Source organism: uncultured Microbulbifer sp. (genome assembly GCF_947489355.1).
GTDB lineage: Bacteria > Pseudomonadota > Gammaproteobacteria > Pseudomonadales > Cellvibrionaceae > Microbulbifer.
This window is the reverse complement of the sequence record NZ_CANLDD010000013.1, coordinates 1-26,143: the sequence shown is the minus strand read 5'-3', so window position 1 is coordinate 26,143 and position 26,143 is coordinate 1. Positions and strand designations below refer to the sequence as shown.

Here is a 26,143-nt window from a genome sequence, read left to right as displayed (position 1 = left end):
AGTCTCCATTGATTCCATTGCGGGCGGTTGTATAAATTCTGCTTCTGCCAACGCTTGGTTAATACCTTCAGGGCTTTATAAATTCACGTATCTGGATCTGAAAACCATTGCGCAGGGCACTGTAGACACTGCGCCCGTCCTTCAGATCGGCGCTCTGCGCCCAGTCACTCAGCTGTTCCGGTGCAAATCCCAGCCACAGATCCCCACAGGCCTCTCTGGCCCAGTCCTGCGCGTGTTCCTGCAACTCGGCCACCAGCAGACGCCCTCCGCTTTTCAGGGCGCTGTGCAGGTCGTAAAAAATCCGGGCGGGGTCCGGTGTGTGATGCAGCACCATATTCACCACGATGGTGTCGGCACTGTCCGGGCGCGCTGCGGCTGCACGGGTGTCGCTGCAGACAAACTCAATATTGTTCAGGCCATGCCCACCGGCAAAGATCCGGGCGCGCGCCAGCATGGCAGACGACAGATCCAGCGCTGTCACCGTGTCAAAGCGCTGCGACAGCTCTTGCAAAAATTCCCCCTCTCCGGGGCCCACTTCTATCGCGTGGGCCCCGGGGCACAGCAGCTGGGCAACCTGCGGACCGTATACCCCGTAGCCGGCGATCAGTTCCTGCTGCTCGCGGAAACGGTTGCCGTAGTCGGCAAAGAAGCGTCGCGAGGCCTCGGCCCGCTCCTCGGAAATACGTGCTACCGACTGAGCCCGCCCGGTGGACAGGGGCAGTTGATCCAGATCGGTAAACAGCTGCACAAGCAGCGCAGAACTGCCGGTGCGCCGGTAAAAGAGGTTGTTGCCCTCGCGGCGCTTACTGACCAGGCCAGCCTGGGCGAGCACCTTCAGGTGATGGCTCAAGGCCGGTTGGCGCAGATCAAAGATACGGCACAACTCCAGCACACTGTAGGAATCCCGGCTGAGCAGGCGCAATATCTCGAGCCGCAGAGGGTCACCGGCCGCTTTCAGGGTCGCCGCCAAGCGGGGCATTTCCGTGCCGGGGCCGGGTTCCGAGGGGGAATGGGATTCAGGCATGGGGACGAGTCTAGCAAGCGTGCGCAGCTATATCAAAATTTTTTGATATAGGTTGATAAAAGTATTTTGATGCAGATGATTTAAGGTTGCTCAGATTACCGTTTGAATCGCTGTTGCTGCACTATTATTGGCAAATTCTGCGCCAAGGCTTTGCGCGGAGCGGACCTTTACGGGAGAATACGCCCCCGTTTTAGTGACCCCACGGAAATCTGCCCGCAGAGCAGCGCCGCGGCCCCTCCCAGAACCAGAGAGCCCTTTTTATGTCTTCTATCCCCTCTCGCACAAGCAAGGCCAATGCTATCCGGGCCCTGTCCATGGATGCAGTCCAGAAAGCCAATAGCGGTCACCCCGGTGCACCTATGGGTATGGCAGATATCGCCGAAGTGCTCTGGAATGACTACCTGAAACACAACCCGGCCAATCCCGATTGGGCCGACCGCGACCGCTTTGTACTGTCCAACGGTCACGGCTCCATGCTGTTGTATTCCTTGTTGCACCTGTCCGGTTACAACCTGCCACTTGAAGAGCTGAAGAATTTCCGCCAGTTGCACGCCAAGACCCCAGGGCATCCGGAACACGGTTATGCCCCCGGAATTGAAACCACCACCGGCCCACTTGGCCAGGGCATTACCAATGCGGTCGGCATGGCGCTGGCAGAGAAAGTGCTGGCGGCCCAGTTTAACCGTCCCGGCTACGAATTGATTGACCACCGCACCTATGCATTTATTGGGGACGGCTGCCTGATGGAAGGGATCTCCCATGAGGCCTGTTCTCTCGCCGGCACCCTGGGCCTGGGCAAGCTGATTGTCTTTTACGACGATAACGGCATCTCCATTGACGGTGAAGTCGAGGGCTGGTTTACCGACGACACACCCAAACGCTTCGAATCCTACGGCTGGCATGTGATCCCCAATGTCGACGGGCACGATGCCGCAGCCATCAAGGCCGCGATCGAAGAGGCGCGCACCCATGCCGACAAGCCTTCCATAATTTGTTGCAAAACCGTCATAGGCTTCGGCTCCCCCAATAAGCAGGGCCGCGAAGAGTGCCACGGTGCACCACTGGGCGATGATGAGATTGCGCTGGTGCGCGAAACCCTGGGTTGGCCCCACGCCCCCTTCCATATCCCCGAAGAGATCTACGCAGGCTGGGATGCCAGGGCTAAAGGAGAAGCGCAGGAAGACGAATGGAAAGACATCCTCGCCGACTACCGCGAGACCTTTCCAGAGCTGGCCGCCGAGTTTGAACGCCGCATGGGCGGTGAACTGCCGACAGACTTTCACGTTAAAGCCGATCAATACATCAAACAATGCCAGGAGCAGGGTCAGAAAATCGCCTCACGCAAAGCGAGCCAGAACACCCTCAACGCCTACGGCCCGCTGTTGCCAGAATTACTCGGCGGCTCTGCGGATCTGGCCGGTTCCAATCTCACCCTCTGGTCCGGCTCCAAGGCGGTCAGTGCAGGGGATGCCTCCGGCAACTACGTGTACTATGGCGTGCGCGAGTTTGGGATGAGTGCCATGATGAACGGCATTGCCCTGCACGGTGGTTTTGTACCCTACGGTGCCACCTTCCTGATGTTTATGGAGTACGCACGCAATGCGGTGCGCATGGCCGCATTGATGAAGCAGCGCGTGATCTTCGTCTACACCCATGATTCCATCGGCCTCGGCGAGGACGGCCCCACCCACCAGCCGGTAGAACAACTGAGTGCACTGCGCTCTACCCCCAACCTGCACACCTGGCGCCCCTGCGACGCCACCGAATCCGCTGTGAGCTGGAAAATGGCCATTGCGCGTAAAAAGGGCCCCAGCACCCTGGTATTCAGCCGTCAGGGCCTGGCGCCGCAAAGCCGCAATGCCGCGCAACTGACACAGATAGAAAAAGGCGGCTATGTCTTATCCGATTGCAAAGGCACCCCGGGAGCGATCATTATCGCCACCGGCTCCGAAGTGGATCTGGCCATGGCAGCACAAGAGAAACTGGCAGGTAAAATGGTTCGCGTAGTTTCCATGCCCTGTGCCGAGGTCTTTATGGAACAGGACGAATCCTACCGCGAATCCGTACTACCCTCTGCGGTACGCGCACGAGTGGCAGTGGAGGCAAGCCACAAAGACTACTGGTACAAGTTCGTCGGCTTCGATGGCGCTATCATCGGCATGCGTACTTTTGGTGAGTCCGCCCCCGGCGCCGAGCTGATGCATTATTTCGGATTCACTGTGGATAACGTTGTGGAAACCGTGGAAAAACTGCTGTAGCCAACTCGGCTATTGGCGCTGTTACCCGATACCGGCCCGGATGGCAAACCAGTTGCCACGCCAGCCGGCAACGGTTGTCCCAGCGCCCTCTGTAACCTCAATTCGGCAACACTGCTATGACGATTCGACTCGCTATCAATGGCTATGGCCGTATCGGCCGCTCCGTACTACGCGCCCTCTACGAATCCGGTGCCCGCGATACCTTGCAGATTGTCGCCATCAATGAGCTTGCCGACTGCGCCACTATCGGCCACCTGACCAAATACGACTCAGTACACGGGCGCTTCATCGGCGAAGTGTGCGCGGAAAATGATACGCTGGTGGTCAATGGAGATCGTATCGCTGTCACGCACTGCGAACGACTGGAAGAGCTGGAGTGGCACAAAAACAATGTGGATATTGTACTGGAGTGCACCGGCAGCTTTAAGGAGCGCAAGCACGCTGAGCTACACCTGGCTGCCGGTGCCAAGCGGGTTTTATTTTCGCAACCCGCCAGCCGCGATGTGGATGCCACCATTGTTTATGGCGTAAACGACCATATCCTCAGCGGTCAGGAAATGATTATTTCTGCTGCCTCCTGTACCACCAACTGCAGTGTGCCCGTTATTGCTGCCTTGGATACAGCATTCTGTATCGAGGCCGGAGTAATTACGACCATCCACTCAGCCATGAACGATCAACCGGTAAATGATGCCTACCACCATACCGACCTGAGAAAAACCCGCTCCGCCGTTTCATCAATTATTCCCGTTGATACCGCACTGGCCCGCGGCATCGAACGCATTCTCCCCCATTTGGCCGGGAAATTCGAAGCCCAGGCCATGCGTGTGCCCACCGTTAATGTTTCCGCCATTGATCTGTCTGTGCAATTGCAAAAAACCACCAGTCAACGTGAAGTGAATGCCCTACTCAAATCGGCAGCTGCAAAAGGCTTCAAAGGCGTACTGGGTTTTACCGAGGAGCCGCTAGCTTCCTGTGATTTTAATCATGACCCGCGCTCGGGCATTATCGATGCCAGCCAGACACGGGTAGCAGGAGGTAAGCTGGTGAAGATTTTAATCTGGTTTGATAATGAATGGGGCTTTGCAAATCGCATGCTGGATGTGGCCAGGCAGATCATTTGAACTGCTTACTACCGGGCTGAAAGGAAAGGATACCCTCGCCGCTGTGACGAAGTTATAAGATGTACTAAACTGCCTATACACTGTAATGGCCACTCTTCATTGGTTACAAAACGGTTAATGTATTAGTCACAGCTCCTGAAATACATCCTATACCTGTATTGTGTGAGGAAAACGATGCTGATTCCCCGCCAACCAGTTCCCAGGCTGGCATTGGAAACCCTATCTTCAGGCACCTTCGATCTATCCCGGGATAATCCCGAATTCGCAACGCTGGTTGTCTTTTATCGTGGTCTGCATTGTCCTATCTGCGCAACTTACCTAAAAGAACTCGGGGGTGTGTCTGCCGAGTTCTTAGAAAGCGGCGTCAAGACTATTGCAATTTCATCCGACAATGAAAGTTGCGCCAGGAAGATGGCGGAAAAGGTTGGCTATCCAGAACTACGTGTTGGTTACGACTTACCATTGTCAGTGGCAAAGGAATGGGGGCTTTACCTTTCATCGGGCCGCGGCACGACCTCTATCGGTATTGAGGAGCCGGCGCTCTTCTCTGAGCCAGGGGTTTTTTTGGTTCGAAAGGATTGCACGCTCTATTTTGCCATCGTTCAAACCATGCCGTTCGTGCGTCCACATTTTAAGGAAATGCTCGGTGCACTCAAATTTGTTCAAGAGAACAATTACCCAGCGCGGGGCGAGTACACCGGGTCGGTCTGACTCCAGCAGGTTGGCGGTGCCAGATGCATTTGATCTCTGTCTGGATCCGCGAGGGTAAAACACTGGCACAGAACTCCAAATACGATCTATTTCGACGTCCTCCATTCTGCTCAAACTAGGATTCAAGTCTGTGATAGAGCTCCCAGGCACTCCTTTCAATCCACTTTTCTACTATTTTTCCTTCTCTGACTACTGAAATAGTAATTCCTGAAAGGTCTACTGGCCGAAGGTTTTTATCCGTATTCATAAAGCCCTTATTTTGACCGGTAATTTGCCAGCGACTGACAACCTTTGCTTCACTGGAAAAGATGTCGTGAACAATAAATCTGAGCTCACCTATCTTAGACTGAAAATTAGCCACCCATTTAGAAAATGCATCAATACCAAGAACATCTTTTCCTGCAGAATGAATGATAAAATTCGGGGCTATAAAATTTGGAATTTTAGTCAGCAGTTGCCTGTCCCAAACCTGCATCCAAAAATCATATACAAATTTTTCTTCTTCTGTTTTCATAGCAAATAAACTCCCTCAGATTGAAAGATTCATTGCAATTTTGTCACACAACGAATAATCCTAACTTCCACCCTATATAGTTCTCCAGCCGGTAAATCCCTGTGCTACTGACTTAACTGTTTATCTACTATACCGACGCCACAACTCAATAATAGCTGCTTTTCAGAAGCAGGCTGCGCCTTGTTGGTTTGGCTCATTTTGCTTCAAACAGTTAACCACATCGACAAGCTCCCTGGCGGTTTTGCCACCTATCTTTTCGAGCCCAAAATCAGATTCAGTGCCATACCACTCCAAGGAGCGATTGAATTTGATGAGGTCGCCCTCTTGCAGCCCGGCCTTAACCTGATCCAAATTGGTCAGGCCGTCTTCAGGATCGTATTGAAGGGTGGCACCTTGCTCCGGAAGGGTATTTTCATAGGCCTTGTATGGGGGTCGCTCCTCAAGGCTACAGGCGAATAGTACAAAAACAATCAAAACCGAGAGGGTATATTTTTTCATATCGCCCTCACGCTACCGGCCAGAACCAGACAGTGGCTTTTTCGTAGTGGCGGCCGTTGCGGATACTGAATTCAAACCAGGTTGTGAATTTGGTTAATCTGCGCCCGTTCCAGAGATCAATATGGTCGCCCCGATTACCGGGGCCATAATAGTCTTTGAAGAAGACGATTCCTTTCTTTCCGTTGATCTTCACAAACCCTTTTGAGGCTTCAAAACCCAAACTTTGCCTGAAAGGAGAGAAAGGGCCCTTTAGCCAATTGGCTAACTCCTCTGCGCGGAGGATATGGCCAGGCTTATGCCCATACCAACAACGGGCGCCTTTAAAGGTATCAAGTTTCACTCCGGATTTTTGCAGGGAAACTCCCATTCGGATCGCGCATTGATTAGTATATGTCCTTTTCCCATCCATGGTGCACGGCGCGTCATCCGAGAATATCGATGCGCTAATGGTAGGATGATTGCTCCATAGTTTGTCAAACATCACAAGTTCTTCCCTGAGACTTGAAAAGACTGAATCTTAAACCATCAATGGCCTGTCAAACAAAGAGGCACTTGTCATTGACGCAGCGTTCGTTGAACACAAAGCTGATTTACTTTTCGAATTAATTCAAACAACCCGGAATGCGAGTGTTTTTTTAAACAAATAGAGTTCCTGGCCACTCAAGAAAGTGTGAACAATAGCCATCCGTTCCCATAGTACCGGAATTTACACTCACCAAATGCCAAACCGTTCTTATTCAGTGTGGGTAAAGCAACACATTGAAAACCTCGGTTTGCCAGAACTCGTTCACAACCTGGTACGGCATTACCTAATTGCGAATGTCAACAACAGTAACAGTAGCGAGTTGAATCCGGGATTGGTTATACTTTACGCCATATACGTTTATCTAATAATCAATATGACAAAATTACTCTCCCTCGTGACCCTATGTGTATTGATATCTTCCTGCTCATCGGGTGTTGCCTTTTTTTTAGAAAAGTCCGAGAGCTTTCCCTACGAACAAATAATCACAGATGGACAAATTGAGGACTTGGGTTTTAACAAAAACCAATTCTGCTCCAATTCTGAGGGGGGCTGCATCAGTTATTTCTTTGCACCGCCCATCACATCAAAAAAGCTTGGATATTCTATCGAAGTGGATTCGGGTAACCGCACTAGCCAGGTTGAGCTTGCTGTGCAAAGAGGCGCTCTGGCGAATACTTACTCCGGAACAATTGTTCTTTTGCACGGCTTTAGGGTCTCCAAGGAGTTCATGATCAATTCTGCGCTCTACTTTCGCTTCCTGGGGTATGAGGTAGTTGTCCCGGATCTTTTGGGACACGGAGAGTCAGGTGGCACTAAAAAATACGGCGTGGGAGATAGCGCTGTTGTCAGCAATCTTATCGACGACCTGATCAGCAAGCAGACCATCAGCGGGGAGAAACTCTATCTTTTGGGTAGCTCCATGGGCGCATTAACAGCCGCACGGGTGTCCTCTAACCGCGAGGACATCAGGGGACTTATTTTACAGGCACCGATGCCACAGTTTGACACAGCCGTTTATAACTATTCCAGAGCAAACCATCGCTTAGTCGGCAATCTTATTTCCGAAGAGCAAATTCGCAAGGGTGCTTTATTAGCACTAGAAAACGCTAATATTCAGCTCGAAGACACTCGAATAGAACCGCTCCTCGTAGCCTCCGACACACCTGTTCTGCTGTTTTCCTCACCTGCCGATCTGGTATCGCCATACGACAACTTCAAAGCATTAAACGATCATACGATCAAAGTGATTGCGCTTGCAGATCGCAATCACGCCAGTATGGCAGTGATCGGACAAACCGAGCACCAAATTCTGCAAAGTTGGCTAGTGCCTTGAGACATTAGCCTTTGGCAGAATGGTAACTTCAGGCCATAAAGTGAAGCCCCGGGTTATGGGTCTCATCCGCTATCTTATATCACTCAAGATTATTCTCATTTCCAAGTAGACTGCCAAAGGCTGTTGGCAATACATGACATCTCGGGAAAAGGCTATCTGGCCAAATAGAAGAACTGACAATTACCAGGCTCAATTGAGTAACAATCAGATAGCGCATTTTACCGGATAGTCTATCGGCAGGGCGGATTGTTCCGAATTTGAATGCAATCCAATTGCAGCGATGCTTAAAGACCCAGCTTGGACCAGATTTCATCCACTTTTTTGACGACCCCTGTATCCCGCTCAATAGGATTGCCCCACTCCCTGTCAGTCTCGCCGGGCCATTTGTTGGTCGCATCCAATCCCATTTTTGAGCCGAGCCCCGATACCGGTGAGGCAAAATCCAGATAGTCAATCGGGGTATTCTCTATCATCACCGTATCCCGTACCGGATCCATACGCGTGGTGATGGCCCAGATCACCTCTTTCCAATCCCGCGCATTCACATCGTCATCGGTAACAACCACCATCTTGGTGTACATAAACTGGCGCAGGAAGGACCAGATCCCCATCATCACCCGCTTGGGATGCCCGATATACTGCTTTTTTATGCTTACCACTGCCAAACGGTAGGAGCAGGCTTCCGGCGGCAAATAGAAATCGACGATTTCAGGAAACTGCTTTTGCAATATTGGCACAAACACCTCATTCAGCGCTTCTCCCAGAATCGCCGGCTCATCCGGTGGGCGCCCAGTGTATGTACTGTGATAAATGGGGTTCTTGCGGTGGGTGATTTTTTCCACAGTAAATACCGGGAAGCGGTCCACTTCGTTGTAGTAGCCTGTGTGGTCCCCGTAGGGGCCTTCATCGGCGGTATCCCCGGGGTAGAGAAAGCCTTCCAGGACATACTCGGCACTGGCCGGCACCTGCAAATCGCTTGACAGGGCATTTGTCACTTCGGTTTTATCCCCGCGCAGCAGGCCCGCGAACGCGTACTCGGACAGAGAATCCGGAACTGGAGTAACAGCGCCAAGAATGGTGGCGGGATCTGCACCGAGGGCCACAGCCACGGGATAGGGCTCAGCGGGGTGCTTTTTACACCAGTCGCGGTAATCCAGGGCACCGCCTCGGTGGCTGAGCCAACGCATAATCAAGCGGTTTTTACCAATCAGCTGCATACGGTAAATGCCGAGATTCTGGCGTTTCTTTTCCGGCCCACGGGTAATGACCAGTGGCCAGGTCACCAGGGGCGCCACATCCCCGGGCCAGCAGGTTTGGATCGGCAACTTGTGCAGGTCTACCTGATCTTTATCCAGCACAACCTGCTGGCAGGCAGGGCCCCGGACTACCTTGGGTCCCATATTGAGCACCTGCTTGAATACCGGCAGCTTCTCCCATGCATCGCGTAGATTCTCCGGCGGCTGTGGTTCCTTGAGAAACGCGAGTAATTCGCCAACCGCCCGCAACTCATCCACACTCTCTCGCCCCATACCCAGGGCCACACGCTCCGGGGTGCCGAACAGGTTGGTAAGCACGGGGACATCAGAACCCACCGGGTTCTCAAACAACAGTGCCGGCCCACCAGAGCGCAGCACGCGGTCTGAGATCTCTGTCATCTCCAGGTGCGGGTCGACGGGATAACGAATACGTTTTAACAGGTCACGCTTTTCCAATAGCGTGATAAAGTCGCGCAGGTCTTTGTATTTCATGGGCTAGCGAACGCAGTCAATAAACCGGCGACCAGTGTAAAACAGAAGACACAAAATAGGGAGCGGCTCCCTGGCAGGATGGCTGAGTGGAAGGGAAGAAACGGCCCGCAAGCGATGTGCAGCGGGCCGAAAAAATCTTAAGCTTTTTGCAAGCTTAGAAGCGGGGGCGACGCGGACGGTCTTCGCGTGGCTTGGCTTCGTTAACACGAATGTTACGGCCAGACATCGGCTGATCGTTCATCTCTTCAATCGCTTTGCGCGCTTCGTCGTCGTTGGGCATTTCTACGAAACCGAAGCCCTTAGAGCGGCCAGTCTCACGGTCGGTGATAACAGTAGCCCGAGAGATCTCTCCGAAAGCACCGAAAGCTTCGTTCAGGTCGTCAGAGGTTACACCGTAGGCCAGATTTCCAATATAGATATTCACAAAAGGTTCTCACTAGATATGTGGGCTGTCGTGCAGTCACAAATGGAAACCAGCTCCACCAGATTTTCCATTTGAGATTGGCCCTTTGCGGAATTACTCCTGAGCCAATTCAGTCGGGCGCCCCTCAGTAACATTCACATCCAGCGCCACTCTGTGGAGCTTTATATGCCTAATAGCTCGCCTTTTCAACAATAAACCGTGCAAATAATCGCCTAATTCGCTCCCAAGCACACAAATGGTACCGATACCGGTGTCTATCCCGGTGAAAATCACTTCCGCTTCATGGACAGGAAGAACTCATCATTTGTCTTGAAGCCCTTCAGCTTATCCACCAAGAATTCAGTCGAGGCCAAATCCTCCATATCGTGGAGCAGTTTGCGCAGAATCCACACCCGCTGCAGCTCGCCCTCTGGCATCAGCAGCTCCTCGCGTCGCGTACCGGAACGGCGTACGTTAATCGCTGGATAGACGCGCTTTTCAGCAATCTTGCGATCCAGTTGCAATTCCATATTACCGGTACCTTTGAACTCCTCGAAAATCACCTCGTCCATCTTCGAGCCAGTATCAATCAGTGCAGTAGCAATAATAGACAGGCTGCCGCCCTCTTCAATATTGCGCGCAGCCCCGAAGAAGCGCTTGGGACGCTCCAGAGCGTGGGCGTCCACACCACCGGTGAGCACTTTACCGGAGCTCGGTACCGTTGTGTTATATGCCCGCGCCAGGCGGGTAATAGAATCCAATAGAATGATGACATCTTTCTTGTGTTCAACCAGGCGCTTGGCTTTCTCGATCACCATTTCAGCAACCTGGACATGGCGCGCCGGCGGCTCGTCAAAAGTAGAGGCCACCACTTCACCACGCACGGAGCGCTGCATTTCTGTCACTTCTTCCGGGCGCTCATCAATCAGCAGAACGATCAGATGGCACTCTGGGTTATTGCGCGTAATGGCCTGGGCCATATTCTGCAGCATAATGGTCTTACCGGCCTTGGGTGGCGCCACGATCAAACCGCGCTGGCCCTTACCAATCGGCGCCACAAGATCAATAATACGACCAATAAGGTCTTCGGAAGAGCCGTTGCCACATTCCAAAGTAAGACTGTCATTGGGAAACAGCGGCGTCAGGTTTTCAAACAGAATCTTGTTTCTGGCATTCTCTGGCTTGTCAAAGTTAATTTCGTTAACTTTCAATAAGGCAAAATATCTCTCACCCTCTTTGGGCGGGCGAATTTTTCCAGAAATCGAATCACCGGTACGCAAATTAAAGCGGCGAATCTGACTTGGGGAAACGTAAATATCATCCGGTCCCGCGAGGTAGGAGGAGTCCGCGGAGCGTAAGAATCCAAAGCCATCCTGGAGGATTTCCAATACGCCATCACCATAAATATCTTCACCGCTTTTGGCATGGCGCTTTAGGATATTGAAAATAATATCCTGTTTGCGAGACCGGGCCAGGTTTTCCAGGCCCATACCTTTCGCTATTTCGATTAACTCTTCAATGGGTTTGGTTTTTAATTCGGAGAGATTCATACCAATTGCTTATTAAGGTTTCTGTTGTCATTTGGCGCGGACACGCCGGAAATTTTTCGAGGAGGGATTTGAAAATTAAGGGTTTGCTCGTCTATTTTTCCAAAACACCAAAAGTGCCCTTGCCCATCCAGAGCGCAGTATTCGTCAAGCCTATGTGCTCCATCGTCAAAACTGGAGCAGTATTAGAATAAGCTCAATCCGAGGAATATATACGCCGGGAATGATCGGAGACCCTGTGGAGGGGCGTTTAATTCAGCTGGCCACCAGTTGATTCATAGCCGCCGGGCTATTACAGAATTACTGCCAGTATAACGGGTGTATTCCATCCTGCAAGCAAATTTACCATCTTTACAGGATGGAGCCACCGGGATTACAACTGGCTGTCAATAAATTCGGTCAACTGGGCACGGGACAGGGCGCCGACCTTGGTACCTTCCACATTGCCGCCTTTGAATAGCAACAGAGTGGGGATACCGCGCACATTGTATGTCGCGGGGCTCTCCTTGTTGGTGTCCACGTCGACTTTGACAATTTTCAGCTTGTCACCATAGTGAGCAGCAAGATCATCCAGCACCGGGGCAATCATCTTGCAGGGACCACACCACTGTGCCCAGAAGTCCACCAGCACTGGGCTTTCAGCCTTGAGTACTTCCGCTTCAAAATCGGCGTCAGTTACATTGATGATTGCGTGCTCGCTCATATTGCTTTCCTGTTCTCTAGTTACTCAGTGCGGGGCCACTCGGAGGTATCAGCGCACAAGGCTGGCCGCAGAAATACAGCCGGAGTATGCCAGCTACCGCGTAGATTGGGGCGCTGACACATAATTCAAGGCCCGGCGCGGGTAGCTCACGGCTGCTCCAGAAAGCATTGCAGAATCTCATCGAGATAGTTAAAGCCGAAGGCACTGGCGGTGATACGTCGCTCAAGAGGCTCTACCAGGTCCATAGCCACCAGTGCCGGCCACTGCCGCGACAGCGCTTCCAAAGACAGTCCGGTATACCGCTCAAAACTGTCCAGGGGCACACCCTCGACCAGGCGCAGAGTGTTCATCAAAAACTCCAGCGGCAGGTCTCCCGCCTCAACCGGATCGACATGCGGTGCAGCCAGCTCTGTATACAGTAACTCACGGGCAGGCGCAATCGACAAATAGTCCCTCGGGGTGCGCGTGCGCCGGGTGCGCAGGACCCGGCCCTCCTCTGGCAGTGTGACTTTGCCGTGCGCCCCGGCGCCGATGCCCAAATAGTCGCCAAACGACCAGTAATTGAGGTTGTGGCGGGATTCCAGCCCCTGCCCGCTATAGGCGGATACCTCGTAGCGCATATAACCCTGTGCGGCGAGAAGCGCACGCCCACTGCTTTGCATACCGACAATCAGCTCCGAACCTGGTGTGGAGGGTGGCGCGCTATAGAAGGCGGTATTGGGCTCAATGGTGAGCTGGTACCAGGAGATATGCTCCGGTGCCAGGGACACAGCGCGGCGCAGATCTTCCAGCGCCTGCGCTTCCGTCTGTCGCGGCAGGCCGTGCATCAGGTCCAGGTTGATATTGTCGAATCCGGCTCTGCGCGCCATGGCCAGGGCACTGACGGCCTCCTCGCCGCTGTGGATACGACCCAGGTTGTGCAACTGGGCGGTGTTGAAACTCTGCACCCCGATCGACAGGCGGTTGACCCCGGCAGCTCGGTAACCGGTAAACTTTGCCTGTTCGAAGGTGCCCGGATTTGCCTCCAGAGTAATCTCGATGCCCTTGGCAAAGCCTACAAGCTCCTCGGCCATCGACAGGATCTGCCCGATGGCCTCTGGGGAAAACAGGCTCGGGGTACCACCGCCAAAGAAAATCGACTGCAGCTCGCGCCCCTGCACCCAGGGCAGCTGGCTCAGCAGGTCGCGTCGCAGCTGGGCCACATAGTCCGCCTGGGGCAGTGCGTAGTCGGTATCTGTGTGGTCGCGGGCGGCCTGGTAGGAATTAAAGTCGCAATAGGGGCACTTGCGCACGCACCAGGGGATATGCACGTAGAGGCTGACAGGCGGCAACACGAGGCCGTTGCGGCTAACCGGCAAGGCTGGCTCCCAGCATGGCCTGGCGCCAAATGACCTCAAACTTTGCGAGTGCCTGGGCGCGGTGGCTAAGGCGATTCTTCACTTCCCGCGGCAACTGCGCCGAGGTCAACCCTTCGGCGGCCACATAGAACAGGGGGTCATAACCAAAACCCTGCTCCCCTGCAGGCGCGTCGAGTATACGCCCGCGCCACTGTGCACTGCACACCAGGGGTACCGGATCGTCGTAGCGGCGTACAAAGGCCAGGGCGCAATGGAAGCTGGCTCCGCGCTGCTCCTCCTCAACCCCCTGCAGCATCTCGAGCAGCTTGCTGTTATTGCGTGCATCTGTGGCCCCTTCGCCAGAGTAACGGGCCGAATAGATGCCCGGCGCGCCACCCAGTGCGTCCACCGCCAGGCCCGAGTCATCTGCCAGTGCCGACAGACCGCTGATGCGACTCGCATGGCGGGCCTTGATCAGGGCGTTTTCGATAAAGCTGAGCCCCGTCTCCTGCGCTTCGGACACACCGAAGGCTGACTGCGGCAAAACCTCTATTTCCCAAGTGCTGAAAAGCTGGGAAAACTCTCGCAACTTGCCGGTGTTACCGCTGGCAAGAACAATGCTTTTCACCTTACCCCACCCAATAAAAAGCGGGCGTCAGGCCCGCAGTGAATCCCATTAAAAAGTAGTATTCCCCTGCACCGCACCAGACACCGGCAAGGGCCCCGGCGAGACCGATCAGGGCCTGTCCAGCTTACGGCGGAACGTGACAGTTTCTTTTTTGCCGTTGGGCAGGCTGACATCCACGTTGAACGTGAGTGTCTCCTCGTCTTCGAAGCGCAGAGCTGCCAGATAGTAGACCGCATCGCCCTCGCGGATCTCGGTGAACTTCAGCGGCCGCGACTGCTGGATCAAGTTTGTCGCCGAGCCCGACATCTCAGCACTGAGACCGTGGATACCGCCCTCTTTTTTCACCACCGTCACATTGACGAAGGCGCGATCCTTGGCCCGCACCAGTTGGTACTTCTGCGCGATATCCGGCTGGATAAAATCGCTGTTGAAGACCGAGTAGACCACCCGGTAATCGCCAAAATCCTCATGGTTCTTGATAAGCCGGGCCTGCTGTGCGGCAGCGCCGGACATCCAGAAGAACAGGGCCAGTGCGGCGGCTGCGGCAAGAATTGATTTCACGCTTCACCTCCAATGGTAATGGGTAGCGACCGGCAAACGGGGTCAGTGTATCCCGGTGGCGCGCTCACAACACAGAAGCACCCACCCAAAACGGCTTGCCTTGCCCAGGGTAAGGACACAAAACATGGCGCAGGAATAGTTGTTCGACAGCGCATCATTGGTTACCGGATTATTAGTTTAGCGAGTCAGATGATATATCGCGGTCTCACCAAATAAATTGGGTAAATACTCTTTCAATAATCCACCCGGCATAGATTCGCATACTACCTGGCGATGCAAAATAGTCCAACTGCGCTCCCTGCACAACACCTCGAAATCCCCGAAAGTACAAAAGTGAATATTAGGTGTGTTATACCATTCATAGGGTAATAGGTCGGAAACCGGCATGCGCCCGGAGAAGGCCAGATGCCAGCGGGCCTTCCACTGGCCGAAATTGGGAAAGGTAATGATGCAATCGCGCCCCACCCGCAGCATTTCCTCTACAACCAGGTGGGGGTGTCTGAGCGTTTGCAGGGCCTGGGTCATCACTACCGTATCAAAGCTCCCATCGGAAAAATTGCCGAGCCCGGCATCCAGGTTCTGCTCAACCACATTCACACCGCGCTCTACACAGCGCGTGATCTGCCCCGGGTCAATCTCCAGCCCATAGCCTGTCACAGCCTTGTTCTTGCCCAACTGCTCCAGCAGAGCTCCGTCGCCACAACCCAGGTCGAGAACACAGCTGCCGTGCGCTATCCACTCCTGAATCACATCCAAATCTATCCGCATCAGAACTTCTCCTCCGCCACCCGTTGCATATGGGCAAGGAAGATATTTTCGTAGCGCTTGTTTGGCAGCAGAAAAGCATCGTGGCCCATGGCCGATTCAATTTCCACATAGCTCACCGGCATATTGGCGTGCATCAACGCATCCGCAATCTCCCGCGAGCGCTGCGGCGCAAAGCGCCAGTCGGACGTAAAGGAAACCAACAGGAAACGGCAACGGGCATTGGCAAATGCGGCCACAGGGTCGTCGCCGTACTCCCGCGCGAGGTCGAAATAGTCAAGGGCGCGGGTCATCAGTATATAGGTGTTGGGATCAAAACTGTTGGAGAAGGTATCGCCCTGGTGACGCAGATAGCTCTGAATCTGGAACTCCACTTCCTCGGCGCCCTGCTGGAAACTGCCGGTGCGCAGCTCACGGCCAAACCTGCGCCCCAAACCATCGTCGGAGAGATAGGTGATATGGCCTATCATACGCGCCACCGCGAGGCCTCGGCGGGGCAATTTTTCCCGCTCCAAATAACGCCCCTCACAAAAATCCGGATCGGAAGTGATGGCTTGGCGGGCGGTCTCATTGAAGGCGATATTCTGCGCCGACAATTTCATCGCTGAGGCAATCACCACGCAGTGGCGCAACCGCTCTGGGTACTCCAGTGACCAGCGCATGGCCTGCATGCCGCCCAGGCTGCCACCAATCACCGCCGCCCACTGCTCAATACCCAACAGGTCCGCAAGACGTGCCTGGCTGTGTACCCAGTCGCGCACCCGCAGCGAGGGAAAGTCTGGCCCCCAGGGTTTGCCGGTGTCGGGGTTGATGGAAACCGGCCCGGTAGAGCCATGGCAGCCGCCCAGGTTATTGGGGGCGACCACAAAAAATGCATTGGTATCAATCGGCTTACCGGGGCCGATATAGTGATCCCACCAGCCCGGCCGCTTGTCCTCGGGGCGATACCGCCCGGCGGCGTGGTGGTGACCCGAGAGCGCATGACAGATGAGTACCGCATTGCTCTTCTGGGCATTCAGTGTACCGTAGGTTTCGTACACTAAGGTGTAGTCCTGCAGAACGCGTCCGCAGGCCAGCGCCAATGGCTCAATAAACCTGTGGCGCTTGGGGGTGACAAGACCCACAGAGCCCCTGTCGCTGGCAGTCTGATCCTCTTGAGGCGTGGTGGGGTTTTGCGTGAACAAGGCGTTTATATCTGTCGGTTACTTGGCGGTTGGCAAATACCGGAGCGACAAGTGTACGGGAGCGCCGCAACGGATGACAATTGCGGAAGCCGCCAGTGGAAAATCACCTGCCCTGTTCAGCGGTTGAGAGAGGCCTTCAGAGGCGTGACATTACGCGCGCGGGGTGCAGGAGCCAGCGGTTGCGGGGTAGAAGCACTGTGGTGAAGCAACGCCTCCAGCGCCGACAGAGCCCCGTCGTTGCGCAGCACCTCATCCTCCAGGCTGCGCAGATCGGTGCGCCGGCTGCGGCTTTTCTGTTTCAACTCGGTAAGCTTGATCAGGTGGCGGTTCAACAGGTGCTTCTGGTATTGGGCATGCTGCCTGAGAGGGTCCAGGGCCCGCTCCAGCCAGTCCTCTGCGGCGGTACTCATCTCCTGGTAGAGCCGCCTCACCTCACAGGCGAGGGTCGCGAGAAAGCGCTCACTCAGTCGATTGCGTCGCGCCAGTAACAATTGCGGTGAGCGGCGCAGCTGGGCCGCCTGACGGTGCAGCCCACGCAGGGTCGCACGGAATTGTCGAATATTGAAATACTGTCCGGTACTGGCCACCCTCTTCAGGCTTGAGCGCTCGAAAACGGCATCCAGCAGACGGTTGACCTGGTTCACCTCGCGCTCCAGGTTGGAGAGTTGGTGATCGACACCCAGCATAAAACCTTCGATGGCTTTGGCCAATCCCATAGGCGTCCAGCGTTTGTGCAATGCTTTGCTGGTGTCGTCGATCAACAGCTGCAATTGCTGACTGGAAATTGGCGCCAATAGAGAAGCGCTCCGACGCATCAGCATGCGCTGGCTGGATTTGAGCGTGAGCAGTTCCTGGTGACAAAGCTTGTGCTGCTCGCGCGCCACCTGTTGCAACTGGCCCAGCTCCGCCAGTTGCTCCCGGGTATTGGTGCTGTTGCGCTGCAGGTGCGCCAGTGCCGCGCGACCGCTGTTGAGGCGGCGTTTGAGCAGATCGCGGGTATCCGCCATCAGGGTCAGGGCCTGGTGCAGGGCGCGGTGCTCTGCCACCTTCTGGCGGTGCTCCAGCAGGCGTTGTACCAGCAGTGTTTCAAAATCCGCAAAACGGCTGTTGCGCAAGAGCGCTACATCACTTTGCTGTCGCGCCAGCAGTGCCATTTTCGCCGATACAGCGGCGACACTCTCCCGGGGCAGCGACAACCGCCGGGCGACCTCGGCGCGCATACGCTGCAACAAAATCTCGGCATCCTCATCGGGGTCCTCCCAGAGAACGTCCACTTTATTCAGCAGTGCCATCACCGCCGTGCCGCGATGATTGCGCAGTGGTGCCAGATGGGTCTCCCACATGTGCATATCGGTACCACTGACACCGGCGTCCGCGGCGAGCAGGAAGGCCACCGCCTGGGCCCCGGGCAGAGTGCTGAGTGTTAGCTCTGGCTCATTGCCGAGGGCGTTCAGCCCCGGTGTATCGATGATGCGCAACCCCTGATCCAACAGCGGGTGGGGCAGGCAGATCAGGGCATAGCGCCAGGCGGGAATCTCCACCAGATTGCCCTTGTCATCCAGGTGGCGGCGGTCAAAGCCGTAGCGCGCCGCCTCCTCCGGCATCACCGATTTGGTCGCGGCAACCTTCAGCAGGGCCGCGCGGGTGGCCTCGGGATCATTGGCGTCGAACTCGTGAGTGACCCACTTTTGAGGAATACGACGGAAACTCTCCAGACTGGTATTGGTGGCGAGTGTTTCGATCGGCAGCAGGCGCAGGCTGGCATACTCGGCGCCATCGTTGAAGATCTCCGTGGGGCACATGGTGGTGCGCCCGGGTTTGGAGGGCAGCAGGCGCTTGCCGTAGGTCTGTGACAAAAGCGCATTGATCAGCTCTGTCTTGCCCCGGGAAAATTCCCCCACCAGAACCAGGGTAAACTGGTCTTCGGTGAGCAGAGCGCGCGCCTGCTGCACGGCCTGGCGGGCCCCGGCAGAATTGGGAAAGTATTGCTCCAGCCACTGGCTGAAGCGGGCAAACTGGCAGTCCAGATTCTTTTTCCAGCGGTCGTAGTCGGCGATATGCTGGCGTAAGAGTGCGTCTTCCATGTCAAGGTGTTCTTGTTATTGACAGCCTGGATACAGGCCCCCGCCCGTTGCAGCCGGCGGGGGTCAACCGCTACCAGTATAAGGGCCCGACGCTCGGGCAGATGCGACCCAGTGCGCGCAACGGAAGAAATCTTCCCTGCGCAATATCCCCTAAAAGCCGGGGATATGCCAAAACAGCTGGTAAACAAAAGCGGGCATATTGGCCATCCGCGCAAAGCCCAGCAACAGTTTGTCTGCCACCGTCAGCAGGATAAACACAAAAATCGGGCTGATATCAATCACCCCCAAAGGCGGTATCAACCTGCGCACCGGCGCGTAGAAGGGGTCCAGCAGCTGGCGCAGCAACATCAGCGCCGGATGGCCGCTGTGGGGCGCAATCCAGCTGAATACGATGGAGATCAGCAGGCCGACAAACACGACCGCGATCACCGTGGCAACACAGCCGATCAGGGACCAGAGCAGCGCACTGAGGGGGTTAAACAAACCAAAGCCGGCCAACAGGCCGCAGGCCAGTATCATCACCAGCCCCACCAGCAGCGCCAGTACCACCGATGCCATATCAATGCCAAAAATGCCGGGAACCACCTTGCGCAGGGGCAACAGCGGCGGGTTGGTGATCTTGACGATCCCCTGGGAAATGGGATTGTAGAAATCCGCGCGGGCCAATTGCAGTAAAAAACGCATCAAGACCGCAAATAGATACAGGATACCCAGGGTCGCCACCAGAAAGACGCCGATATTGCTGAAGGTATTTGTCATTAAAAACCCCTGAAAAGTGACTGATATACGGCGCTGCCTGCACCACCCGATTGATTCATAACCCTAGCGGTCCAGTTCCCGGTCCATCTCTGCCGCGCGTTCGGCACAATCGCCCATGGCCTCGGCCACCAGTTGGAAGAGCCCCCCTTGCTCAAAACGCTTTACGGCACACTCTGTGGTACCACCTGGCGACATCACCTTGCGTTTCAACTGGGCCACATCCTCTTCGCTGGCCATGGCCAGTTTGGCGGCGCCCAGTGCAGTTTGCAACACGAGGCGCTCCGCATCGGGGCGGGCAAATCCGCTGGCGACAGATGCCTCAATCATGGCCTCCATAAATTGGAAAAAATAGGCTGGTGCCGAACCCGCCACAGCAATGATCTGGTTGATTTCGCGCTCGTCCCGGACCCACAGGGAAATCCCCACCGCATTGGCAATCTGCTCGGTGATGGCGCGGTGCTCAGCAGTCACCCCCGCGCCCGCATACAAACCGGTCGCTCCCGCCTGTACCAGCGCCGGGGTATTGGGCATGGCGCGCACGATGGGCAAGTGCTCGCCGAGCCAGCGCCGGTAAGCGGCCAGGGGAATGCCGGCTGCAAAACCGATGATCAGTGGATTGCGCCCGGCCAGGTGCGGATGCAGACCCATGCACAAATCGCGCATCATCTGGGGCTTGACCGACAATACAATCACGTCGGCATCACTGATCGCAGCAATATTATCGTTGTGCGCCACCACACCGTGACCTCTGGCAAAAGCCGCCAGTTTGTGGGGATCGCGTCCGGTTGCCACAATCCTGTCCGCTGGGTAGCCGGCCGCCAACAGGCCGCCGATCACCGCAGCGCCCATATTGCCGGCACCGCCGATAAAAACGATTTTGGGGTCTGTCGCAGTCACTCGGATTACCTCGGCAAGCCCTCGGCTCACCTGCTGTGAATTTCAACCTCTGTTTCCCCTATTGGGGATTCCGCTAATATGTGGCCGTCTCATTCCAATAACAAGAGAGCTGCGCCTGCCTGGGCCAGCAAGGAGAACACTATGTGCCAATGGCGCTCTTTAATCACTGCCGTACTGCTCAGCGCAGCGGGCCTGGCCAGTGCGGTGGAGAGCCGTACGGAAAACAGCGGCCAGCTGGTGCTGGAAGATGTCCCCTCTATTCCACAAAGCATTGTCGATAAGCTGAACCGCTACCAGAACGTGCGCTCGGCCAGCTTTCGCGGCTGGGATATGGATGGCACCGGCCTGTTTGTCAGCACCCGATTTGGCGAAGTGAGCCAATTGCACAAGGTGGAGGGTGCCGGTGGTGCCCGCCGCCAGCTGACCTTTTTTAAAGAACCGATCGGCGCTGTAGCCACCCGCCCGGAACACCGGCAGCTGGCTTTTACCATGGATGCCGGTGGCAATGAGTATGCACAGATCTTCCTGTTGGACATCGACAGCGGCAAGCGCAGAATGATGACCGACGGCAAATCCCGCAACGGTGCCTTGCTGTGGAACAAACAGGGGGCTGCCCTGGCTTACCAGAGCACCCGCCGTAACGGCAGCGCCAACGATATCTGGCTGAGCACCTTTGACGGTGATACCCAAAAGGATCGCCTGATTATGAAAGCCGAGGACGGCAGCTGGTGGGGGCCCGCCGGTTTCTCCCAATCCGGCAACCAGTTGCTGGTGCTGCAGTACATCTCCTCGACCCGCTCCCTGGCCCACCTGCTGGATCTCGACAGCGGCGCACGGACACTGGTCGCCGGTGGTGGTGAAGACGACTCGCGCAACTTTCCCGCGGGCTTTAGCCAAGACGACCGCTCTGTCTACCTGATGAGCGACCGAGGCGGCGAATTCACCCAGCTGATTCGCAAGGACCTGGCCAGCGGTAAAGAAAAAGTGATTACCGCTGATATCCCCTGGGACATCAGCAGTTTTGTACTGAGTAAAGATGGCCGCCGTGGCGCCTTTGTGGCCAACGAAAACGGCTTGTCCGCACTCTATCTGTACGATCCGCGCAACGACCGCTACAGCAAAGTCGATTCCCTGCCCATCGGGGTTATCGGCGGTATCGAATTCACCCCACGCGGCGACAAACTGGCACTTTCCCTGAACACTCCGAAGACCCCCACCGATACCTTTGTGCTTGCGCTTGGCCGGCGCCCGCTGTCCAGTGGCGATCTCACACGCTGGACCTACAGCGAAGTCGGCGGCCTGAATACCGGGCAGTTTGTCGAGCCGCAACTGGTGCACTATCCCACTTTCGATAAAATCGACGGCAAGGCTCGCGAGATTCCCGCTTTCGTCTACAAACCGCGCGGAGCCGAGGGCCCGGTGCCGGTGATTATTTCCATCCACGGTGGCCCGGAGGGCCAGTACCGCCCGGTGTTCTCCAGTACCTACCAGCTGTGGCTGGAGACGCTTGGCGCCGCGGTCATCGCACCCAATGTGCGCGGTTCCGCAGGCTACGGCAAAAGCTACCTGGGCATGGATAACGGCTATAAGCGCGAGGACTCTGTCAAAGATATCGGCGCCCTGCTGGACTGGATCGCCACCCAGCCGGATCTGGATACGGAGCGGGTCGCCGTGTTCGGCGGCAGCTACGGCGGCTATATGGTACTGGCCACCGGCATGCACTACTCCAATCGACTCAAGGCGGCAGTGGATATCGTGGGTATTTCCAACTTTGTCACCTTCCTGACGAACACCAAGAGTTACCGCCGCGACCTGCGCCGGGTGGAATACGGTGATGAGCGCGATCCCCAAATGCGCGCCTTCCTGGAGAACATCAGCCCCAATAACAATGTGGAAAAGATTCAGGTGCCTCTGTTTGTGGTGCAAGGGCAAAACGACCCCCGCGTGCCCGTTACCGAAGCGGAGCAGATTGTGGAAGCCCTGCGCGAAAACGGCAACGAGGTATGGTACATGAACGCGTTGAACGAGGGCCACGGCTATCGCAAGAAGGAAAACCGCGATGTCTTTACCCAGGCCACTGCGCTATTTTTTGCCACATACCTGCTCAAAGAGGGACAGAAAAAGAACCTGGCGCTAAACCAGCCTTGAGCCCGAAACATTCGACCACCCCACGGCCCTGCGGAGCCGTTTTTACTGCAGGGTCCCCACTCCAGCACCCACAGCCAATGCCTGCTGGGTGGCCAGAGTGCCACTAACACAATAGGGTTCAGCAAGCTTGCGATGAAAGCTATTCCCGACGCCGGAAAAAGGCACAGGCCCCTTCACACAGAGTAATTCCGTGCGCCAAAAATATCTGTGCCGATACGCACAATGGTGGCGCCGCAGGCGATCGCCGCCTCCATATCCGCCGACATGCCCATGGACAGGGTATCCAGGGGCGTTTGGGGAAATTGCGCCCGCAACGCTTGCAGCAGGCGCGCCAGCTCGACAAAAGGCCTGCGCTGTTGCGCCGGGTCGCGCCGCGCCACCGGTATCGCCATCAGCCCGCGCAGGCGCAATCCCGGCAGCTGCACCACGGACTGCGCCAGCGCTGCCAGTGCCTCTGGGACTATGCCAGACTTACTCTGCTCGCCATCAATATTCACCTGCAGGCAGATATTCAGTGGTGGCAGTGCATCGGGGCGCTGTCTGGATAGGCGCTGGGCGATTTTCAGTCGATCTACGCTATGTACCCACTGGAAGTGTTCGGCCACCGCACGGGTTTTGTTGGACTGCAGCGGGCCAATAAAATGCCAGCAAATATCCAGCTCAGCTAGTCTGTCCTGTTTTTGCAGGGCCTCCTGTAGATAATTTTCGCCAAAGTGACGCTGGCCAGCCTCATAGGCGATGCGCAGAACCTCTGCCGGTTGCGTTTTGGAAACCGCCAGCAGGGTGATTTCTGCAGGGCTGCGAGCGCAGTTGTTGCAGCAGGTCACAATCTGCTCACCGACTCCATTCAGGTTTTCGACGATGGTCTCTTTGCGCATATACTGGGGTCCGTACCGAATTGAGCGGCAATTTTACCTGAGCCAAAACAAGAACCTAAGGTAGCAGTATGGATATCACTGAACTCCTCGCCTTCAGCGCCAAGCAAAACGCCTCGGACCTGCACCTCTCCGCCGGCCTGCCGCCGATGATCCGCGTGGACGGCGACGTGCGCCGCATCAATCTGCCGGCAATGGAGCACAAGCAGGTGCACGGCCTGATCTACGAGATCATGAACGACAAGCAGCGCAAGGACTACGAGGAAATCCTGGAGACAGACTTTTCCTTCGAAGTGCCCGGCGTGGCGCGCTTTCGTGTCAATGCGTTTAATCACAACCGCGGCGCCGGTGCCGTCTTCCGGACTATCCCCTCCAAGGTACTCACCATGGAAGACCTGGGGATGGGGCAGGTGTTCAAGCAGATTTCAGACACCCCCCGCGGCCTGGTGCTGGTCACAGGGCCCACCGGTTCCGGTAAGTCCACCACGCTGGCGGCGATGATGGATTACATCAACGACAACAAATACGAGCACATCCTCACCATTGAGGACCCGATCGAATTTGTGCACGAATCCAAAAAGTGCCTGGTGAACCAGCGCGAGGTGCACCGGGATACCCATAGCTTCGCCGAGGCGCTGCGCTCGGCACTGCGTGAAGACCCGGACATTATCCTGGTGGGCGAGATGCGGGATTTGGAGACCATTCGCCTGGCACTCACCGCAGCGGAAACCGGCCATTTGGTATTCGGTACCCTGCATACCACCTCCGCAGCCAAAACCATCGACCGGGTTGTGGATGTATTCCCGGCACAGGAAAAGGCCATGGTGCGCTCCATGCTGTCGGAATCCCTGCAGGCGGTTATCTCCCAGACCCTGCTCAAGAAAAACGGCGGCGGCCGTGTCGCCGCCCACGAAATCATGCGCGGCACCCCGGCAATCCGCAACCTGATCCGCGAGGACAAGATCGCACAGATGTATTCCGCCATTCAGACCGGTGCCAGCGCTGGCATGCAGACCATGGACCAGTGCCTGGAAGATCTGGTGACGCGCCGTATCGTCGGCCGCGAAGTTGCACGGGAAAAAGCCAAAATGCCGGAAAACTTCTAAGCGCCGATCTACCTGGGCCTCAGGCGCGGCCCATCACTGTCAACTTTAAATTGCGGTAACCACCATGGAAATTGAAAGACTTCTACAACTGGTTGTAGAGAAAGGCGCTTCGGATCTGTTTATCACCGCCGGCATACCGCCCTCCATCAAGCTGCACGGCCGCGTCGTGCCCTGTAGCAGCACCTCGCTCACGCCGGAAAAGGCGCGCGAATTGGTGGTGGGCATCATGAATGAAAAACAGCGGCGCGAATTTGCCGAGAAAAAGGAGCTGAATTTCGCGATTGCCGTGCGCAACGTAGGCCGTTTCCGGGTCTCGGCATTTTTCCAGCGCAGCCTGGTGGGTATGGTACTGCGACGCATTGAGACCCAAATCCCCACGATCGACGGGCTCGGCCTGCCGGACGGACTCAAAGACCTGGCCATGACCAAGCGCGGCCTGATCATTTTTGTGGGCGCCACCGGCACCGGTAAATCCACCTCACTGGCCTCCATGATCGGTCACCGCAACGAGAACACCAAAGGTCATATCATTACTATCGAGGACCCCATCGAGTTTATCCATCAGCACCGCGGCTGTATTGTGACCCAGCGCGAGGTGGGCCTGGATACCGAATCCTTTGAAGTGGCCCTGAAAAATACCCTGCGCCAGGCACCGGATGTGATCCTGATTGGTGAGGTGCGCTCGCGCGAGACCATGGACCACGCCATCGCCTTCGCCGAGACCGGCCACCTGTGCCTGTGCACCCTGCACGCCAACAACGCCAACCAGGCCCTGGACCGCATCATCCACTTCTTCCCGGCGGACCGCCACGAACAACTGTTTATGGACCTGTCGCTGAACCTGAAGGCGATGGTGGCACAGCAGCTGGTGCCGACACCGGATGGGGATGGCCGCCGCGCCTGTCTGGAAATCATGATCAACACCCCGCTGATGTCGGACCTGATCCGCAAGGGCGAGGTGCACAAAATGAAGGAACTGATGAAGCGCTCCGGCGAGCAGGGTATGCAAACCTTCGACCAGGCCCTGTACGAACTCTACGACCGCGGCGAAATCACCTACGAAGATGCCCTCTCCCACGCGGATTCCTCCAACGACCTGCGCCTGATGATCAAGCTCAAGTCCGAATCCGATGCCGAATACTTAAACAGCGCCGCGGGCGAATTGAGCCTGCAAAATGATTCAGAGTACGGCGACGGTGGGCCGCAGTTGTATTAAGTGCTCACTTAAATTTGGCTGGGATCGCGGCGCTTAGCGTCGATTGGGGTACCCGGTCCGACAGTGCCTTTCCCCGCTTTAAAAAAGAACATGGTCCCCCAAACCCCCGCTATACAGCTAGGGGCTGTTCCCGTTTCACATGGGTAGCCATAGGAAGGCACAAGCCATAGCTACTGTGCTTTGATAGCACCTCT

General features: G+C 55.9%; 24 protein-coding genes. 7 read left to right on the top strand and 17 right to left on the bottom strand.

The features are described 5' to 3' along the window. Positions 1–67: 67 nt before the first annotated feature. Entirely contained in the window at positions 68–1,024 is a 957-nt protein-coding gene (locus Q1A48_RS07825; RefSeq protein WP_299943123.1) for a metalloregulator ArsR/SmtB family transcription factor, read from the bottom strand. Between the two features lie 260 nt (positions 1,025–1,284). Between Q1A48_RS07825 and tkt the strand changes: the two genes are divergently transcribed. From tkt to Q1A48_RS07810, 3 genes are all read left to right on the top strand, one after another. Further along, the gene (tkt, locus tag Q1A48_RS07820) at positions 1,285–3,282 is read left to right on the top strand and encodes a transketolase (RefSeq protein ID WP_299943121.1); all 1,998 of its coding nucleotides are present in this window, start codon (positions 1,285–1,287) and stop codon (positions 3,280–3,282) included. A gap of 116 nt (positions 3,283–3,398) precedes the next feature. Then, positions 3,399–4,406, top strand: a complete 1,008-nt coding sequence (locus tag Q1A48_RS07815; RefSeq protein ID WP_299943119.1) for a glyceraldehyde 3-phosphate dehydrogenase NAD-binding domain-containing protein — start codon at positions 3,399–3,401, stop codon at positions 4,404–4,406. Between the two features lie 174 nt (positions 4,407–4,580). Continuing rightward, positions 4,581–5,117: a peroxiredoxin-like family protein gene (locus Q1A48_RS07810; RefSeq protein ID WP_299943117.1), complete on the top strand. Its 537-nt coding sequence runs from the start codon at positions 4,581–4,583 to the stop codon at positions 5,115–5,117. Between the two features lie 115 nt (positions 5,118–5,232). On the opposite strand, the gene Q1A48_RS07805 is transcribed toward Q1A48_RS07810, so the two are convergent. From Q1A48_RS07805 to Q1A48_RS07795, 3 genes are all read right to left on the bottom strand, one after another. Then, the gene (locus Q1A48_RS07805) at positions 5,233–5,631 is read right to left on the bottom strand and encodes an ester cyclase (RefSeq protein WP_299943115.1); all 399 of its coding nucleotides are present in this window, start codon (positions 5,629–5,631) and stop codon (positions 5,233–5,235) included. A 162-nt stretch (positions 5,632–5,793) separates the two neighbouring features. Continuing rightward, positions 5,794–6,129, bottom strand: coding sequence for a hypothetical protein (locus Q1A48_RS07800; protein WP_299943113.1), 336 nt, complete (start codon positions 6,127–6,129; stop codon positions 5,794–5,796). A gap of 7 nt (positions 6,130–6,136) precedes the next feature. Continuing rightward, positions 6,137–6,610 (bottom strand): type VI secretion system amidase effector protein Tae4, encoded by a 474-nt coding sequence (locus Q1A48_RS07795; RefSeq protein ID WP_299943112.1) that lies wholly within the window; start codon positions 6,608–6,610, stop codon positions 6,137–6,139. Positions 6,611–7,028: 418 nt separating this feature from the next. Between Q1A48_RS07795 and Q1A48_RS07790 the strand changes: the two genes are divergently transcribed. Then, positions 7,029–7,988 carry an alpha/beta hydrolase gene (locus tag Q1A48_RS07790; protein WP_299943110.1) on the top strand — a complete coding sequence of 320 codons (960 nt, stop codon included), beginning with the start codon at positions 7,029–7,031 and terminating at the stop codon, positions 7,986–7,988. Between the two features lie 284 nt (positions 7,989–8,272). On the opposite strand, the gene ubiD is transcribed toward Q1A48_RS07790, so the two are convergent. The 12 genes from ubiD to proC all read right to left on the bottom strand — a co-directional run bounded on the left by ubiD (position 8,273) and on the right by proC (position 20,604). Next, positions 8,273–9,736 (bottom strand): 4-hydroxy-3-polyprenylbenzoate decarboxylase, encoded by a 1,464-nt coding sequence (gene ubiD, locus Q1A48_RS07785; protein ID WP_299943108.1) that lies wholly within the window; start codon positions 9,734–9,736, stop codon positions 8,273–8,275. A 154-nt stretch (positions 9,737–9,890) separates the two neighbouring features. After that, the gene (locus Q1A48_RS07780; RefSeq protein WP_299943106.1) at positions 9,891–10,160 is read right to left on the bottom strand and encodes an RNA-binding protein; all 270 of its coding nucleotides are present in this window, start codon (positions 10,158–10,160) and stop codon (positions 9,891–9,893) included. A gap of 269 nt (positions 10,161–10,429) precedes the next feature. Next, positions 10,430–11,689, bottom strand: coding sequence for a transcription termination factor Rho (rho, locus tag Q1A48_RS07775; RefSeq protein WP_299943104.1), 1,260 nt, complete (start codon positions 11,687–11,689; stop codon positions 10,430–10,432). Between the two features lie 370 nt (positions 11,690–12,059). Further along, complete coding sequence (trxA, locus tag Q1A48_RS07770; RefSeq protein WP_299943102.1) at positions 12,060–12,389, bottom strand: thioredoxin TrxA; 330 nt, start codon at positions 12,387–12,389, stop codon at positions 12,060–12,062. A gap of 146 nt (positions 12,390–12,535) precedes the next feature. Then, on the bottom strand, positions 12,536–13,747 hold the full coding sequence (gene hemW / locus Q1A48_RS07765; RefSeq protein ID WP_299943100.1) for a radical SAM family heme chaperone HemW: 1,212 nt from the start codon (positions 13,745–13,747) through the stop codon (positions 12,536–12,538). Then, positions 13,737–14,354 (bottom strand): RdgB/HAM1 family non-canonical purine NTP pyrophosphatase, encoded by a 618-nt coding sequence (rdgB, locus tag Q1A48_RS07760; protein WP_299943098.1) that lies wholly within the window; start codon positions 14,352–14,354, stop codon positions 13,737–13,739. The genes hemW and rdgB overlap by 11 nt, the downstream gene beginning before the upstream one ends. A gap of 108 nt (positions 14,355–14,462) precedes the next feature. Next, positions 14,463–14,915 carry a DUF4426 domain-containing protein gene (locus Q1A48_RS07755; protein WP_299943096.1) on the bottom strand — a complete coding sequence of 151 codons (453 nt, stop codon included), beginning with the start codon at positions 14,913–14,915 and terminating at the stop codon, positions 14,463–14,465. A 177-nt stretch (positions 14,916–15,092) separates the two neighbouring features. Continuing rightward, positions 15,093–15,683, bottom strand: a complete 591-nt coding sequence (metW, locus tag Q1A48_RS07750; protein ID WP_299943094.1) for a methionine biosynthesis protein MetW — start codon at positions 15,681–15,683, stop codon at positions 15,093–15,095. Then, positions 15,683–16,864 carry a homoserine O-acetyltransferase gene (locus Q1A48_RS07745; protein ID WP_299943092.1) on the bottom strand — a complete coding sequence of 394 codons (1,182 nt, stop codon included), beginning with the start codon at positions 16,862–16,864 and terminating at the stop codon, positions 15,683–15,685. The genes metW and Q1A48_RS07745 overlap by 1 nt, the downstream gene beginning before the upstream one ends. Before the next feature lie 116 nt (positions 16,865–16,980). Continuing rightward, entirely contained in the window at positions 16,981–18,948 is a 1,968-nt protein-coding gene (locus tag Q1A48_RS07740) for a dynamin family protein (protein WP_299943090.1), read from the bottom strand. A gap of 150 nt (positions 18,949–19,098) precedes the next feature. Beyond that, the gene (locus tag Q1A48_RS07735; RefSeq protein ID WP_299943089.1) at positions 19,099–19,707 is read right to left on the bottom strand and encodes a YggT family protein; all 609 of its coding nucleotides are present in this window, start codon (positions 19,705–19,707) and stop codon (positions 19,099–19,101) included. A gap of 63 nt (positions 19,708–19,770) precedes the next feature. After that, positions 19,771–20,604 carry a pyrroline-5-carboxylate reductase gene (gene proC / locus Q1A48_RS07730; protein ID WP_299943088.1) on the bottom strand — a complete coding sequence of 278 codons (834 nt, stop codon included), beginning with the start codon at positions 20,602–20,604 and terminating at the stop codon, positions 19,771–19,773. A 141-nt stretch (positions 20,605–20,745) separates the two neighbouring features. Here proC and Q1A48_RS07725 point away from each other — a divergent pair, with 141 nt between their 5' ends. Further along, positions 20,746–22,752: an alpha/beta fold hydrolase gene (locus Q1A48_RS07725; protein ID WP_299943086.1), complete on the top strand. Its 2,007-nt coding sequence runs from the start codon at positions 20,746–20,748 to the stop codon at positions 22,750–22,752. Positions 22,753–22,925: 173 nt separating this feature from the next. On the opposite strand, the gene Q1A48_RS07720 is transcribed toward Q1A48_RS07725, so the two are convergent. Continuing rightward, positions 22,926–23,630 (bottom strand): YggS family pyridoxal phosphate-dependent enzyme, encoded by a 705-nt coding sequence (locus Q1A48_RS07720; protein WP_299943084.1) that lies wholly within the window; start codon positions 23,628–23,630, stop codon positions 22,926–22,928. A 68-nt stretch (positions 23,631–23,698) separates the two neighbouring features. Here Q1A48_RS07720 and Q1A48_RS07715 point away from each other — a divergent pair, with 68 nt between their 5' ends. Both Q1A48_RS07715 and Q1A48_RS07710 read left to right on the top strand, forming a co-directional pair. Continuing rightward, on the top strand, positions 23,699–24,733 hold the full coding sequence (locus tag Q1A48_RS07715) for a type IV pilus twitching motility protein PilT (RefSeq protein WP_299943082.1): 1,035 nt from the start codon (positions 23,699–23,701) through the stop codon (positions 24,731–24,733). 64 nt (positions 24,734–24,797) lie between these two features. Next, positions 24,798–25,949, top strand: coding sequence for a PilT/PilU family type 4a pilus ATPase (locus Q1A48_RS07710; RefSeq protein WP_299943080.1), 1,152 nt, complete (start codon positions 24,798–24,800; stop codon positions 25,947–25,949). Positions 25,950–26,143 lie beyond the last annotated feature (194 nt).

Coding starts and splice junctions, on each gene's coding strand:
- Q1A48_RS07825 (WP_299943123.1), bottom strand. CDS start 1,024: ATGCCTGAATCCCATTCCCCCTCGGAACCCGGCCCCGGCACGGAAATG.
- tkt (WP_299943121.1), top strand. CDS start 1,285: ATGTCTTCTATCCCCTCTCGCACAAGCAAGGCCAATGCTATCCGGGCC.
- Q1A48_RS07815 (WP_299943119.1), top strand. CDS start 3,399: ATGACGATTCGACTCGCTATCAATGGCTATGGCCGTATCGGCCGCTCC.
- Q1A48_RS07810 (WP_299943117.1), top strand. CDS start 4,581: ATGCTGATTCCCCGCCAACCAGTTCCCAGGCTGGCATTGGAAACCCTA.
- Q1A48_RS07805 (WP_299943115.1), bottom strand. CDS start 5,631: ATGAAAACAGAAGAAGAAAAATTTGTATATGATTTTTGGATGCAGGTT.
- Q1A48_RS07800 (WP_299943113.1), bottom strand. CDS start 6,129: ATGAAAAAATATACCCTCTCGGTTTTGATTGTTTTTGTACTATTCGCC.
- Q1A48_RS07795 (WP_299943112.1), bottom strand. CDS start 6,610: ATGTTTGACAAACTATGGAGCAATCATCCTACCATTAGCGCATCGATA.
- Q1A48_RS07790 (WP_299943110.1), top strand. CDS start 7,029: ATGACAAAATTACTCTCCCTCGTGACCCTATGTGTATTGATATCTTCC.
- ubiD (WP_299943108.1), bottom strand. CDS start 9,736: ATGAAATACAAAGACCTGCGCGACTTTATCACGCTATTGGAAAAGCGT.
- rho (WP_299943104.1), bottom strand. CDS start 11,689: ATGAATCTCTCCGAATTAAAAACCAAACCCATTGAAGAGTTAATCGAA.
- trxA (WP_299943102.1), bottom strand. CDS start 12,389: ATGAGCGAGCACGCAATCATCAATGTAACTGACGCCGATTTTGAAGCG.
- metW (WP_299943094.1), bottom strand. CDS start 15,683: ATGCGGATAGATTTGGATGTGATTCAGGAGTGGATAGCGCACGGCAGC.
- Q1A48_RS07740 (WP_299943090.1), bottom strand. CDS start 18,948: ATGGAAGACGCACTCTTACGCCAGCATATCGCCGACTACGACCGCTGG.
- Q1A48_RS07735 (WP_299943089.1), bottom strand. CDS start 19,707: ATGACAAATACCTTCAGCAATATCGGCGTCTTTCTGGTGGCGACCCTG.
- Q1A48_RS07725 (WP_299943086.1), top strand. CDS start 20,746: ATGTGCCAATGGCGCTCTTTAATCACTGCCGTACTGCTCAGCGCAGCG.
- Q1A48_RS07720 (WP_299943084.1), bottom strand. CDS start 23,630: ATGCGCAAAGAGACCATCGTCGAAAACCTGAATGGAGTCGGTGAGCAG.
- Q1A48_RS07715 (WP_299943082.1), top strand. CDS start 23,699: ATGGATATCACTGAACTCCTCGCCTTCAGCGCCAAGCAAAACGCCTCG.
- Q1A48_RS07710 (WP_299943080.1), top strand. CDS start 24,798: ATGGAAATTGAAAGACTTCTACAACTGGTTGTAGAGAAAGGCGCTTCG.